Origin of the sequence: Bacillus paralicheniformis (assembly GCF_002993925.1) — a bacterium.
GTDB classification, from domain to species: domain Bacteria; phylum Bacillota; class Bacilli; order Bacillales; family Bacillaceae; genus Bacillus; species Bacillus paralicheniformis.
The window spans coordinates 2,144,892-2,161,090 of the sequence record NZ_CP023665.1 but is presented as its reverse complement, the minus strand read 5'-3'; the positions used below and the strand labels follow the sequence as shown (position 1 = coordinate 2,161,090).

Below are 16,199 nucleotides of genomic sequence, written 5' to 3'. Positions count from 1 at the left end.
TATGACAAAAAAACATGAGATTCAGGATATTTATCCGCTTTCTTATATGCAGGAAGGCATGCTATTTCACACCCTTCTTAACAAGGACACACAGGCATACGTCGAACAAGCCTCATTTTCAATGACAGGAAAGGTTGACACAGACATTTTTCAGAAAAGCATTGCTGTTCTTTGTGCCCGGCACGATATTTTCAGAACGATTTTTATCAGTCAAAATGTATCCGTTCCGCAGCAGGTCGTCTTAAAAGAACGGACGATCACCGTTGAAGAAAAAGATCTGACTCATTTGGACCGATCCGGCCAGCTTAGATTGATCGATGACGTCAAAAAAACAGACAGAGCCAAAGGATTTCATTTGCAAAAAGATGGATTGATGCGCGTCATTCTTTTTAAAACAGGGGAACGCGAATTTACATGCATATGGAGCTTCCATCACATCATTATGGACGGCTGGTGCCTCGGGATTGTCCTGAAGGAGTTTTTCCATATATACGCTTCCCATTTGCACCAAACACCATTAAAGCTTGAGCCTGCTGTGCCTTACGGGAGCTATATTCAATGGCTGATGGAGCAGGACAAAGAAGCCGCCGCCCGGTACTGGGAGGGTTATCTTGAAGGATATGACCAACAGAGCCGGCTGCCGCAGCAAAAAAAAGCGGGCGCCAAAAGCAGACAAGAAGAAGTCACCTTTTCCCTTTCTAAAACAGTTACGGATAAGCTGAAAGAGCTGGCCGCAAAGGAAGAAGTCACATTGAGCACCATTTTTCACACGCTTTGGGGAATGTTGCTGCAAGCTTATAACCAGACGGATGATGCGGTTTTCGGTTCGGTTATTTCCGGCAGGCCGGCTGAAATTGCAGGGATAGAGCGGATGATCGGCCTTTTCATTAACACGGTACCGGTGCGTGTTACCGGTACAAAAGTGCCTTTTGTGAAACTGATTAAACAAGTGCAAAAAGATGCGCTGAATGGGCAGCCGTACAGCTACCACCCGCTCTATGAGATACAGGCGGAATCCGCCGTCAAACAAGGCTTAATCGACCATATTCTTGTTTTTGAAAATTATCCTGTTGAAAAAGAAATCGCACTGCTGAACAGTGGACAAGATGCAGAGGATCTGTTTCGGATTCATGATTTCAACATGGAAGACGAGACCAACTACAGCTTTTATCTCATGGTAGCACCAGGTGAAAACATTCATCTCAAAATGAGATTTGATTCCGGCATTCATGAACGTTCTTTCATCGAAAGCGTCAAAGGCCATTTGCAGCATATCATCGCACAAGTGCTGGAAAATCCGAATTTGACCCCGGAGGAATTGGCGATCACAACACAGCAGGAACAAAAAGACCTGCTCAGCACGTTGAAAATAGAGACTAAACAGCGTGAATATGAAACGATCCAGTCGATGTTCGAACGTCAGGCGGCACAATCCCCTGATGAAAAAGCAATTCACTATGAAGGGCAGTCGATCACTTATAAAGAGCTGAATGAAATGGCCAACAAACTTGCACGCCTTCTCCGAAAACGGGGTGTCAAACGCCAGGAGCCGGTCGCGATCATGGTCGAACGTTCTCCCGCATTAGCGGCGGGAGTACTCGGCATTTTAAAAGCGGGCGCGGCATTTGTTCCGATTGACCTGAGCCATCCTGCCGAACGCATTCGCTATTGCATAGAAAACAGCGGCTGTCAGCACATAGTATCACAGCATCATGTGGCGGCTTTAGCAAAGTCAGCCGCAACAAAACGATCTGTGACATTCATAGAAGAAGCAGATGCGGAAAGCGACGGAAGCAATGTCGAGACGGTAAACACTGCGGAAGATTTGCTTTACATCATGTATACATCTGGAACAACGGGGAAGCCGAAGGGTGTTTTATTTGAACATCGAAATATGGCCAATTTGCTTCATGACCAATTTGAAAACTCACGTATTGATTTCAAAACAAATGTGCTCCAGTATGCATCTTGTGCGTTTGACGTCTGCTATCAAGAATTGTTTACAACTTTGCTTAGCGGCGGCACGCTTTGCATCACGCCTGAATCAATCAAACGCGACCCAGCTCAGTTGTTTTTGTTGATCAATACACAGCGAACAGAAGTCGTCTTTTTCCCGACGGCTTTTGTGAAGATGCTTTTTAATGAGGAACACTATGCGAACCACTTTCCAAACTGTGTGAAGCATGTCATCACTGCAGGGGAGCAATTGACGGTCTCGCATATTTTTAAGGCATTGCTCAAGCGGCGCGGCATACACTTGCATAATCATTACGGCCCGGCGGAAACCCATGTCGTCTCGACATGCACCATTCATCCTGAGGGCGACATCCCGGATTCTCCGCCGATCGGAAAACCGATCAGCCATAACGCCATGTATATCCTTGACAAATACAAACGACTTCAGCCCTGCGGTGTAGCAGGAGAGCTTTATATATCAGGCGCGAGCGTCGGGAGAGGATATGTCAATAATCCAATCTTGACAAAACAGAAATTTTTGCCCGATCCATTCAGAGCGGGAGCCGTCATGTATCGAACAGGAGATATAGCAAGGCTTCGTGCAGACGGACAAATGGACTATATCGGCCGGACGGATGATCAAGTGAAAATCAGGGGCTACCGGGTCGAACCTAAGGAAATAGAGGTGACATTGGCAAATCATCCTGCTGTTAAGGAAGCGGTTGTCCTGGTTCAAAAAGACAGTGAAGGGGAACATGAATTGTGCGCATACTACAGCACACGGAAACCGATCGACCCTTCTGCATTGCGTCATGATTTGGCCGACGCCATCCCTGACTACATGATGCCAGTAAAATGGACTGCTGTGCCAGCGATTCCGCTTACCGTAAATGGAAAAGTCGACAAAAGCGCCCTCCCAGAATCGACATCATCCGCATCGCATCAGTCATACGCCGCACCTCGCAATTTGAACGAGCTCAGGCTTTCACAGCTTTGGGAAGGTCTACTGAAAAGGGGGCCGGTCGGCATCCGCGACAACTTTTTTGAACTGGGCGGCCATTCTTTAAAAGCAACATCGCTCATCTCTCGCATCGCCAAAGAATGGAACGTTCAGATTCCGTTAAGTGATGTCTTTGCCCATCCGACCGTAGAAGGATTGGCAGCAGTCATCAGTGAAGCGGAAGAAAACCCGTTTGCTTCGATTCAGCAAATAGAGAAGAAGGAGACATATCCGGTTTCTTCCGCACAAAAACGGATGTATGTTCTGCACCAGCTTGATGGCGGAGGAGTCAGCTACAACATTCCGGCCGTTTTGGAGCTGACAGGCGAGCTCGATCAACAGAGAGTGGAAGCTGTATTTCGCGAACTGATCCGCCGGCATGAACCCCTTAGGACATCATTCGAAGCAGGAGACGACGGCGAGCCGGTGCAGCGGATTCATGAAAAGGTGCCGTTTGCTTTTTCAAACGACTCTTCATCTGAATCATTTATCCGGCCGTTTGATCTTGGAAAGGCTCCGCTTTTCAGGGCGGGCTTAGCGACCATTGAAAAAGGACGATATCTGCTTTTAGTGGACATGCACCATATTATTTCAGACGGTGTCTCCATCCAATTGCTCATGCAGGAATTCAGCGATCTGTATAAAAGACTTGAACTGGCTCCGTTGCGCATTCAATACAAAGACTATGCAGCATGGCAAGAAACATTCAAAACAAGCGACATATACAAACGGCAAGAATCGTATTGGCTCAAACAACTGGCCGGTGAGCTGCCAGTGCTCGAATTGCCGACGGACAAACCGCGGCCCCCGGCAAAAAGCTTTGCAGGTGACCGGGTTACGTTCGAGATCAGTCAGGAGCTTACATCACGTTTACAACAGCTCGCAGGAGAAAACAGATGCACACTGTATATGACGCTTCTTGGCATATACACCGTTTTATTATCACGGCTAAGCGGGCAGGAAGAGATCATTGTCGGTTCGCCGATCGCGGGCAGACCGCATGCTGACCTTGAATCCGTGCTCGGAATGTTTGTGAACACAATGGCTTTTCGAACACGTCCGGTGAGCGGAATATCTTTCAAACAATATTTACAGGACATTCGAGAAACAGCGCTAGAAGCCTATGAACACCAGGACTATCCGTTAGAGGAGCTGGTTGACCGCCTCGGCGTTCAGCGGGAGATGAGCCGAAATCCGCTCTTTGATACAACGTTTGCACTGCAAAATATGGAGCGGCAACAATTGTCGATGGAGGGGCTTGAGCTTCGGCAAAAAGATATCAGCCACCCGATTTCTAAATTCGACCTGTCACTGTACATGGCCGAAAGCGGCGGACAAATATATTGTCAGTTTGAATACAGTACAGATTTGTTTGAACGGAAAACGATTCAAAAATGGGCCGATTTTTTTAAAACGTTGGCTAAAAACGCTGCACAGCATCCGGAGCTGGAACTGGACCATTTGTCAATCCTTTCGAAAAAGGAAGAAAGCGCGCTTCTGCAAAACTTCAGTCCGATGCAAAAAATCGATTTCCCACTGGATCAGCCGCTTCACCATCAGCTCGAGCAGCAGGCAGAAAAGACGCCTGATCGTCCGGCCGTTTTGGCGGATGGCGTCTCCATCTCCTACAGAGAACTGAATGAACGGGCCAATCAAATTGCATGGAAGCTAATTGGCCTCGGTATTCAACAGGAAGATGTGATTGCCGTGATGGGGAGACGTTCACCAGATATGCTGATTGGAATTTATGGCATTTTAAAAGCGGGAGCTGCTTACGTGCCGATCGACCCTGACTATCCTGAAGAACGAATCCGTTTTTTAATGAAGGACAGCGGCGCAAAGACCTTGCTTGCAGAATCTAATCCATCGATGTTTGAGGGAACCATTTTGCCGCTAGATGGCGGGCGCGGGAATCACGGAGAAGCGGCAGTCAATCCGAATCTCCCGGTACCGCCCGATGCCTTGGCCTATATCATCTATACATCCGGCTCAACGGGACGCCCAAAAGGCGTCATGGTGGAACACAGGTCCGCGGTCAATTTTTTATACTCACTGCAAACCCGCTACTCACTTAACGACTCGGACATCATTCTGCATAAAACGTCTTACTCGTTTGATGCTTCAATATGGGAGCTGTTCTGGTGGCCATTCGCCGGGGCTTCTGTTTATCTGCTTCCTCAAGGAGGGGAAAAAGATCCTGAAATCATCTTAAAAGCGCTGGAGGAAAAGGAAGTTACAGCCGCTCATTTTGTCCCTTCTATGCTTCACTCATTCTTGGAATATATGAATCATAGAAAAAAACCGGCCGACATCAGACATTTAAAAAGAGTCTTTGCAGGCGGTGAGCAGCTGGGGGCGCACCTCGTCTCCCGTTTTCATGAGCTTCTGCCGGGGGTGGAATTGACAAATTCCTACGGACCGACGGAAGCGACGGTAGAAGCGGCATACTTTGATGTCCCTAAAAGGAAAACACTTGACCATGTCCCGATCGGCCGATCAGGACACAATATGAGACTCTATATTTTAAATAAAAAACGGCAGCTTCTGCCGTTCGGCTGTCGAGGGGAACTGTATATCGCAGGCGCGGGCGTCGCAAGGGGCTATTTGAACCGTCCGGAGCTGACAGAAGAACGGTTTCTCGATGACCCCTTTTATTCAGGGGAACGCATGTATCAAACGGGTGATCTGGCGAGATGGCTTCCGGACGGCACCGTTGAATGGTTGGGCCGCATGGACGGTCAAGTGAAAATCCGCGGCTACCGGATCGAACCGGGGGAAGTCGAAGCGGCGCTTCGCCAGATCGACGGCGTGCGGGAAGCGGCGGTTATCGCCCGGACAGAAGGGGAGGAAACCGAGCTTTGCGCCTATATTGAAGGTCAGGACCAACAGACTGTAAGGACAGAGCTGGGCAAACGCCTGCCGGCCTACATGATGCCTTCATCCTTCATCGAGATGAAAGAGTGGCCTGTCACTCCGAGCGGAAAGCTTGACCGCAAGGCGCTGCCCGCTCCCGACGGAGCGGCTGAACGACGCGCTTACACCGCGCCGCAAACCATCACGGAAATGAAGCTCGCCAAGCTTTGGGAAGAGGTGCTGAAATACGGCCCTGCCGGCATTCGCGACCACTTTTTCGAACAAGGCGGCCACTCGCTGAAAGCGACAGCGCTCGTCTCCCGCATCGCCAAAGCGTTTGGCGTGCAGGTGCCGCTGAAGGAGATTTTCGCCAAGCCGACACTGGAAGAGCTCGCAGCCGTGATTCAGGAATTGGATGAAAGCCCGCATGCGGCGATTGAACCGGCGGACAAACAGGACACCTATCCGGTGTCCTCGGCGCAAAAGCGGATGTATGTGCTTCAGCAGCTGGAAGACGGCGGTGTCGGCTACAATATGCCGGCGGCGCTTAAGCTGACAGGACCGCTCGACCGCGCCCGGCTTGATGAAGTATTCAGGCAGCTGATCCGCCGCCACGAATCGCTCAGGACGTCGTTTGAAACCGGGGCAGACGGCGAGCCTGTTCAACGCATTCATGATGATGTCCCGTTTCAGCTGATGGAATTGGCCGCGGCTGAAGACTTTGTCCGTCCGTTCCGGCTTCAAGAAGCGCCGCTTTTCCGCGCCGCTCTTGTGAAGGAGGCGGAGGAGAGCCACCTGTTGTTGGTGGACATGCATCACATCATTTCCGACGGGGTGTCTGTCGGCACCTTAATCAGCGAATTCAGCGAGCTTTACGCCAGCCGGACGCTTCACCCGCTGCGGATTCAATATAAAGACTACGCTGTCTGGCAACAGGCATTCAAACAAGGAGAGGCGTACAACAGACAGGAAGCCTATTGGCTGAAGCAGCTCGACGGAGAGCTGCCGGTGCTTGAGCTTCCGGCCGACAACGCCCGCCCGGCGGTGCGAAGCTTTGCCGGAGATCATGTGTCCTTTTCACTTGATGCGGACACTTCATCCGGCCTTTACAAGATCGCCCGCGACAACGGATGCACCCTGTATATGGTTCTTCTCGCCGCGTACAGCACGCTTCTTGCCCGGCTCAGCGGACAGGAGGATATCATCATCGGTTCGCCGATCGCCGGAAGGCCGCACAAAGACTTAGAACCCGTTATCGGCATGTTTGTCAACACATTGGCGATCAGAACGCAGCCGGCCGAAAACAAATGTTTCAGCGATTTCTTAAAGGAGGTCCGCGAAACGGTGCTTGAGGCATTTGAACATCAGGATTATCCGTTTGAGGAGCTTGTCGACCGGCTTAATGTCGTTCGTGATATGAGCCGCAATCCGTTGTTTGACGCTATGCTTGTCGTACAAAATATGGATCGCCAAGAGCTTTTCCTGGATGGACTGCATATTCAGCCTGCCGATATGCCTCAAACTGGGGCGAAGTTTGATCTGACGCTGCAAGTTTCAGAAGGGGATGAACGCATACATTTTCGATTTGAATATGCATCATCTTTATTTAAACAAGATACGATCGAACGCTGGGCATCACATTTCACGACAATGCTTCAGCACATTGTCCACGCACCGCAGACAGCGTTGCCTGCCATCAGCATGCTGACAGCTAAAGAACAACAGCTGCTGATGACAAACTTTAACAGGATGCCGGAACAACACGGCCCTAACATAACCGTTCACGAATTATTCGCCCGTCATGCGGCAAAATTGCCGGGTGCAACTGCACTCATCACTCGGGAAGGGGTGCTCACTTATCAAGAATTAGACGAATGGTCCAACAAAATAGCGAGAACATTGCAAAATCAAGGGATTGGTCCGGATCTACCTGTAGGTATTATGATTCCTAAATCAACAGGCTTGATCGCAGCCGTTCTCGGAACCTGGAAAGCAGGGGGCGCCTATGTCCCAATTGATCTTGGATATCCGGACGAGCGCAAACAATATGTATTAGCCGACAGCGGAGCTAAACTGCTGATCACCGATAAAAAAGCAATTCATCAAGTACCTGATGGTTTTAAAGGCGAAGTGCTTCTGATTGAAGATGTACAGGAACAGGACACCTCACCTATTCTAACTGCTTCCGGGCCTGATCATTTGGCTTATATCATTTATACATCAGGTACGACGGGCAATCCAAAAGGCGTCATGGTGGAACACAGAGGAGTCGCTTATACAGTTCAGTGGCGCAGTGCTTTTTATGAATTTCATGATCATGATATCGCGCTTCAGCTTTCCTCATTTTCTTTTGACGCATTTGTCACAAGTATGTTTGCGCCGCTTATATCAGGAGTGCAGACCGTTATCCCGGCTGAGGAAGAAGCGAAAGACATTCTCGCTATTAAACAATATCTAGCCGATTACGGCATTACGCATATGAATCTCGTTCCGATTCTATACCGGACACTGCTTGACGTATTGCAGCCGGAAGATGTACAAACACTGCGACTTGTCACATTAGGAGGCGAAGCGATTGAACCGAATTTGCTGGAGCGCAGTTTCTCGCTCAGCCCTGACATAGAGATTTCCAATGAATACGGGCCGACAGAGAGCAGCATCACGGCCACTGCGGCCAGAAGATTGAAACGAGAAGAAAACATCACGATCGGCCGGCCGATCGGTTATACAAATGTTTATATTTTAAAAGGAGATCACTTGCAGCCTATCGGTGTCACCGGAGAACTTTGCATTACAGGACCGGGGCTTGCAAGAGGATATATCAATCTTCCTGAGCAAACGGCAAAAGCTTTCGTTCAAGATCCGTTCCATCCAGATCAGCGCATGTATCGGACGGGGGATTTGGCGAAATGGCTGCCGGACGGCACATTGCAGTATGTCGGCAGGATGGATGAACAAGTCAAAATCAGAGGTTACCGAATCGAGATAAAAGAAGTGGAAGCGGCACTCTCCGGCCTTGCCGTAGTAAAAGAAGCGGCAGTGGTGGATTCTGTTACCGCAGCAGGTCATAAGGAACTGTGCGCTTATATTGTTGTTGAAGACGGCGCAGATTGCGGCATGGTGCGCAAAGCTTTGGCCAAAAAAGTGCCGTCTTACATGGTACCGGCGTTTTTCCAAACGCTTGATGCATTGCCTACCATGCCAAACGGGAAGCTGAATAAGCCCGCACTGGCAAAGATCCCGCACAAGGGAGAGACTAGGCAAACATTTACGGCTCCGGCCACTGATATTGAAAAAGAATTGGCTGCCATCTGGCGCGGGGTGCTCGGTGTGGACAAGATCGGAATTGATGAATCATTTTTTGAGCTTGGCGGAGATTCCATTAAGGCATTGCAAGTCTCCGCGAGATTGCATCAATCAGGAAAGCAATTGGCCGTAAAAGATATCTTCAGCCATCCGACAATCCAAGAATTGGCGCCATATGTCCGTTTATCACAACAACCGATCAGCCAAGCATCTGTAGAAGGCGAGATGACATGGTCACCGGTGCAAAAATGGTTCCTGTCTCAAGATATAAAAGAAGCCCACCATTTTAATCAGTCGGTTATGCTGCATCGGTCAAATCCGTTAGATGAAGATGCATTGAGGAAAACGCTAAAAGCGATAACCGTCCATCACGATGCACTCAGGCTCATATGCGTCAAAGATGAACAAGGGAACTTGCGCCTGTACAATCGTCCAGCGAACATCGGAGAGGACCAGCTTTACAACTTGCGAATCTTCAATCTGGCCGGCGAACCAAAAGATCATGAACACATTATCAAACACCAAGTTCGTGAGCTGCAAAAAGCAATGGACTTGGAAAACGGGCCGCTGGTGCAAGTCGGGCTTTTCCGCTCAAGCGAAGGAGATGACTTGTTTCTTGCTATCCATCACTTGGCCGTCGACGGCATATCATGGCGGATTATCCTGGAAGACTTGGCATCCGTCTATGAGCAGGCGATTCGCGGAGATGACATAGCACTCCCGCCAAAAACCGCATCATTCCAGACATATACCGAGCAATTAGCCAAGTATGCAGAAAGCCGGCGGTTATTACAGCAAGCAGACTATTGGCGCGCCATCGAACAACATGAAACAGTTGCACTGCCAAAAGATCAGACACATATCGACAAAACCGCTTTGAAAAAACGTAACACCGTATCATTTACTTTAGCTCAACAAGAAACAGACGCGATTCTAAAAGATGTGCACAATGCTTACAATACGGATACCCAAGACCTGCTATTGGCGTCAGCGGTACTCGCTATATGGCAATGGGTGCCGCAAAAGGCGCTAAAAATCGCGCTTGAAGGGCATGGCCGTCAATCTGAGGCGGCATATCACGATATCAGCCGAACCGTAGGGTGGTTTACTTCCATATATCCAGTATTGCTTCAACTTGAACCCAATACATGGGATGACCATCATGAAGAATATATGATCCGCGCATTAAAAATAACAAAAGACACGTTAAGGCGGATACCTGATAAAGGATTTGGATACGGTGTTCTCAAATATATGACACCGCCTGAAAAAGCAAAGATCAAATTCGGCAAAGCACCTGATATCACCTTTAACTATTTAGGACAATTTGAAATCGGAAACCGTGCGCAAACCGAAACAGAACAGCTTGATGCATTTACATTTTCTCCTTTGGGGGGCGGCGAGGATATCACCGGCACTTGGAAGCGTGAACAGTCGCTGGATATCAGCGCACTCGTAGCCGAAGGCAAACTGACCGTTAACATGACATATGAAACAGGGCGTTTTCAAAAAGAAACCATTGAGCGGCTTTCCCAAGATTGTCAGTACTATCTCAGAAAGCTGATGAACCATTGCCTCGGCAAAACTGAAACAGAGAAGACCGTCAGCGACTTTGATGATCGCGAGCTGACCGAGGAAGCTTTTAAAAATATAACCGACTTACTCGGATTTCATTAAACGAGCGGAGGGAAACAATGGATCATACACAAAAAATCCAAAACATTTATCCTTTAAGCCACATGCAGGAAGGAATGCTTTTTCATTCTTTCCTGCAAGACGAAGGAACCGCATATATTGAACAGTCCGTCTTCACAATAAGGGGTCAGCTCCATTTAGACTGGTTTCAACAAAGTGTCCAATCGATCATTGACCGCCACGATATTTTCAGAACGGTTTTTTTGCCTCATGTTGCCGGGCTGAAAGAACCGCGCCAGGTCGTTTTACGCGATCGATCCTTTCAGTTGCATGCTGAAGACTTGACCGAAATGCCGGAGACCGATCAAACCGCATATATCAGCCAGTTTAAAGAGCGGGATCGGCAGAAAGGCTTCAATCTGCAAAAAGATATGCTGATGCGTATTTCTCTGTTCAAAACGGCGCCGGAACAACACGTATGTGTATGGAGCCATCACCACATTTTAATGGACGGCTGGTGTCTCGGGATCGTACTCCAAGAATTTATGCAGTTGTACGAAGCCATCTATACGGGTGAATCTGTGCCTTTAGATCCTGTTCAGCCATACAGCGCATATATTTCCTGGTTGTATGATCAGGACAAAGACAAAGCCAAGGAATATTGGAAGAACTACTTGACAGACTTCAATGCGCCAACAGGTCTTCCGAAAGTGTCTGCAAAACCTGCTGAAAAGGGATATCGGCAGAAAGAGCTGATGTTTTCATTAGACCGAAAGTTGACAGCCAGACTCAAAACAATCGCCAAACAACATGGAGCCACACTCGCCACTCTCATACAAACCGTGTGGGGCTTAATGCTTCAGCGCTATAACCGGACAGATGATGTCGTGTTCGGCTCTGTCGTTTCCGGCCGTCCTTCCGTGATTCCGGGCGTTGAGAAGATCATCGGTTTATTTATCAATACTGTGCCGGTGCGAATCAAGACCGAGAGCGAAAATGAAACCTTTTCAGAGCTGCTTCGCCGCTCCCAAAAAGAAAGGCTCGCTCAAGACATGTTCAACTTTTATCCATTGGCTGACATTCAGTCGCAAATCACTTTCAAACAGCATGCGATTGACCATATTTTCGTTTTTGAAAACTACCCTTTGCAGCAAATGCAAGACTCGGCAAACCGCGCCGAATCACCGCTTCAGATCGAAAATGTAAAAGTGTCGGAGCAATCAGGCTACAACTTCAACCTCATGATTGCCCCGGATGATGAACTTGTCATCAAGTTCATCTACAATGCAAACGTTTATGATGAATCATGGATTGACTGTGTGAGGGGCCACCTGCTGGAAGCCTTGCGAAGAGTGGCGGAGGACACCGATATCCCCGCCTCCAGGCTGCCGATGATCGCGCCTGACGAAAAAGCCCGGATCATCGGGGCATTCAACGATACAAAAACGGATTACGATACGAACAAAACAATCACTGACTTGTTTTCCAATCAAGTAGAGAAAACGCCGGATCATATCGCACTACATGCCGGCGGCTTGACGATGACATACCGGGAGCTGGATCAAACATCCACTGCGTGGGCCCGCATCTTCCAAGAACAAGGCTTAAAGAAAAACGGAATTGCCGGCATTTTAGCAGAGCATTCACCTGAATTCATCATCGGAGTTCTTGCCGTTTTGAAAGCGGGCGGCGCCTATCTCCCGCTCGATGCCGAACTGCCGCCTGAACGGATCAGCTGCATGCTGAAAGAAAGCGGGGCGGACGTATTGGCCGTTCAGAAAGGACTCAAGACGGACATTGATTTTCCGAAAAAAGTGTTGATATCCAAGGAAGCGCAATTGGCACCTGTCAGCGCTATCAACATAAATACGCGTCCGGATGATCTGGCTTATATCATGTATACATCAGGTTCGACAGGCAAACCAAAGGGCGTAATGATTTCGCACCGCAATGTCGTATCACTGATCTCAAACAGCAATTACACATCAGCCGATACAAATGACCGATTGATCTTAACCGGTTCACTCGGCTTTGACGCCATCACATTTGAAATATTCGGAGCGCTCCTGAAAGGAGCATCTCTTCATGTTATTGACCGCTCGACGATGTTGACTCCTGCCCGTTTTGGCAGCTATTTGCTTCACCATGATATCACAGTGCTGTTTTTAACAACGGCTCTCTTTAACCAGCTGGCACAAGCCCAGCCGGACATGTTTTCAGGGCTCTCCACTTTATATGTCGGCGGGGAAGCTTTGACGCCTGCACTGATGAATACGGTCAGACATCGGTGCCCAAACCTGAAGCTTTATAACATATATGGTCCGACGGAAAATACAACATTCTCTACATTTTATGAAGTCAAGCAAGATTTTTCACAAGCGATTCCCATCGGAAAACCGATCAGCAATTCAAATGCCTTTATTGTTGACGAGAGCGGTCAGCTCGCGCCGATCGGCGTTCCCGGCGAACTTTGCGTCGGCGGCGATGGGGTTGCAAAAGGATATTTGCACAGACCTGATTTGACGAGTCAAGCATTTGTAGAGCATCCGTTTCAACCAGGGGAAAAAATGTACAAAACCGGCGATCTGGCGCGCTGGCTGCCAGACGGCAACTTAGAATATATCAGCCGGATGGACCGGCAAATCAAAATTCGCGGCAAACGAACTGAACCGGCTGAAATAGAAGCGCGGCTCATCGAGATTGAAGGCGTTCAAGAAGCCGCTGTCATCATTGAAGAAAAAAACGAAGAAGCATTCCTTATCGCATATTATGTAAGCGATGATCAAACAGAGGAAAAAACGATTCGTTCATTACTATCAAGGCAGCTTCCCGACTATATGATTCCTCATGATTGGGTTAAACTGGACCGCATGCCTCTTTCGGCAAACGGCAAAATCGACCGCCGCGCGCTGCCTGCACCTGATCAAAAAACGGCTTTGAAACAGATTGTGCCGCCAAGAAACTGGGTCGAAAAAGAACTGATTGACATCTGGAAACCTATCCTTGGCGTGAAGGAGCTCGGTATTGAAGATGACTTTTTCGAACTTGGCGGTCATTCGCTAAAAGCTCTTCAAGTCATTCACCAGCTGAAAAACAGCCAGGGGATCGATATTCCGATTGAATTATTATTCGAGAATCCAACAATCGAACAATTGGCCGAAAAGCTGTTTTCACATGAGCTGCGCGCCTCGGCCGTACAGCATGTCAGCAGACTGAATCCGCCGACCGGAGTGAACCTTTTCTGCTTTCCTCCCATTTCGGGCTTCGGGATATTTTATAAAGATCTCGCTGCCAAGCTAAACGGCAAAGCGACTGTGTACGGATTTAACTTTATTGAAGAAGACAGCCGTATGGAACAATACGTGAACAACATCATCCAAAAACAACCTCGGGGTCCTTATATCCTGCTGGGATATTCAGCGGGAGGCAACACGGCATTTGAGACTGTCAAAGAAATGGAAAACCGAGGTTTGGAGGTCAGCGATCTCATTATTGTCGATGCATATCAAAAGAAACAAGCATTGCCGCCACAGCCAAGCAGCACCTCGGCAGAACATGTTCCCGCTCACCTCAGGGAAGCAGTCATCAAAAAGACGGCAAACTATCAAAAATATTGGGCACAATTAATCAATGACGGCCAAATCAACGCAAACATCCACTTTATTGAAGCCGGCATTCAGATGGATCAAATTGACAGATTCATATTGCAAAAATGGGCCGACGCCACAACAAGAAACTATCAAGAGTATAAAGGAGCCGGGCCGCATCAGGATATGTTCGAAACTGCCTTTCTGTCAAAAAACGCCGAGATCATTCAACATATCCTCACAAACAGCGGCAAACATGCAGAGCATTCTCGGTAAAAGCCGTCCAAACACCAACAGGCCCGAGCCAAAACATTGAGAGTTCTAAAGCGATTTCTTAAGCTTTAGGACTTTTTTCTTTCAAATCATCATAAGCTGTAAAGAACAGACAAGACCTGGCTGAACCTATGGCAGGAAACAGGATAAGCTACTTCACTTTCGAATTCGCACAATGAATAAATGAAGACGCTTTCAAATTTCATTTCAGACACTTTTGAATATGAAAGGGGGCATTTTTTTGTTTCAAAAATTGCTAATCGCCAATCGCGGCGAAATCGCACTTCGGATCATTCGAACTTGTAAACGGCTCGGGATTCAGACAGCTGCCGTCTACTCTGAAGCGGATGCTGAGTCCCTGCATGTTAAAGCTGCAGATGAAGCCTGGCTGATCGGCAAACCGCGGGTCAGTGAAAGCTATTTAAATATCGAAAAAATCATCGAAACCTCTAAAAAAGCGGGGGTCTGTGCCATCCACCCGGGATACGGCCTGCTTTCCGAGAACAGCCGTTTTGCCGAAAGATGCCTGCAGGAAAATATCACGTTTATCGGTCCGCCGGCTGATGTGATCGCCAAAATGGGAAGCAAAATTGAAGCGAGACAAGCGATGGAACAAGCCGGTATTCCCGTCGTTCCCGGCGTGACAAAAAGCTTGGCCGGTCTGAATGAAGCCAAGGCTCTTGCCGAATCCATCGGCTATCCCGTGATGCTCAAGGCTTCTTTTGGAGGCGGAGGCATCGGAATGCAGCTGATCCGCAATGAAGGCGAATTAGCAAAAGCATATGAAGGCAGCCAAAAACGAGCCGCCGATTTTTTCGGAGACGGGGCTATGTACATCGAGAAATATATCGAAGATGCAAGACATATCGAGATTCAGATTTTAACAGACGAATACGGAAATGCCGTCTATCTTTGGGAACGGGACTGTTCGATTCAGAGACGTCAGCAAAAAATCATCGAAGAAGCACCTGCTCCGTTATTCGATGAAAACATGCGCGCGAAGCTTGGTGAAGCGGCCGTGAAAGCCGCGCTGTCGATCGGCTATGCCAACGCCGGGACAATCGAGTTTTTAGTAGACAGCAAGAATCATTTTTATTTTCTCGAGATGAATACCCGCCTGCAGGTCGAACACCCGGTGACAGAGGAAATTACAGGGCTCGACATTGTCGAAGAACAGCTCAATATCGCAGCAGGCAAAGCGCTTCCGTATAAGCAAAAAGACATTCGGCGGGACGGACATGCGATCGAAGTCAGAATCTGTGCCGAAGATCCGAAAACATTTTTCCCTTCGCCGGGACGGATCACTGACCTTAAGCTGCCTGAGCACCCGAATGTCCGTCATGACTGCGCAGCAGCCCCAGGTATGAACATCACACCGTATTACGACCCGATGATCGCCAAGATGATCGTCAAAGGAAATAGCAGAGATGAGGCCATCCGGACATTGGCCGAAGCGCTCTCACAATATCAAGTGAAAGGCATTAAGACAAATATTCCGCTGCTTGAAGACATCGTACGTTCTGACGAATTCCGAAAAGGCGGGGTCCAAACCGATTTTATCAGTCGTTATCAGTCAAAATGAAATCAAG

Annotated in this window: 3 protein-coding genes; all 3 read left to right on the top strand. The window is 48.5% G+C overall.

Going from position 1 to position 16,199, the window contains the following annotated elements; genetic code table 11:
- Position 1 precedes the first annotated feature (1 nt).
- The 3 genes from CP943_RS11060 (at position 2) to CP943_RS11050 (ending at position 16,192) form a co-directional block, all read left to right on the top strand.
- Positions 2–10,792: a non-ribosomal peptide synthetase gene (locus CP943_RS11060; protein ID WP_105981002.1), complete on the top strand. Its 10,791-nt coding sequence runs from the start codon at positions 2–4 to the stop codon at positions 10,790–10,792.
- Between the two features lie 17 nt (positions 10,793–10,809).
- Positions 10,810–14,613, top strand: coding sequence for a non-ribosomal peptide synthetase (locus CP943_RS11055; protein WP_105981001.1), 3,804 nt, complete (start codon positions 10,810–10,812; stop codon positions 14,611–14,613).
- Positions 14,614–14,851: 238 nt separating this feature from the next.
- Positions 14,852–16,192: an acetyl-CoA carboxylase biotin carboxylase subunit gene (locus CP943_RS11050; RefSeq protein ID WP_105981000.1), complete on the top strand. Its 1,341-nt coding sequence runs from the start codon at positions 14,852–14,854 to the stop codon at positions 16,190–16,192.
- Positions 16,193–16,199: the final 7 nt, after the last annotated feature.

Bases quoted from the DNA above. Each gene is read 5' to 3' on its own strand.
- CP943_RS11060 (WP_105981002.1), top strand. From the start codon at position 2: ATGACAAAAAAACATGAGATTCAGGATATTTATCCGCTTTCTTATATG.
- CP943_RS11055 (WP_105981001.1), top strand. From the start codon at position 10,810: ATGGATCATACACAAAAAATCCAAAACATTTATCCTTTAAGCCACATG.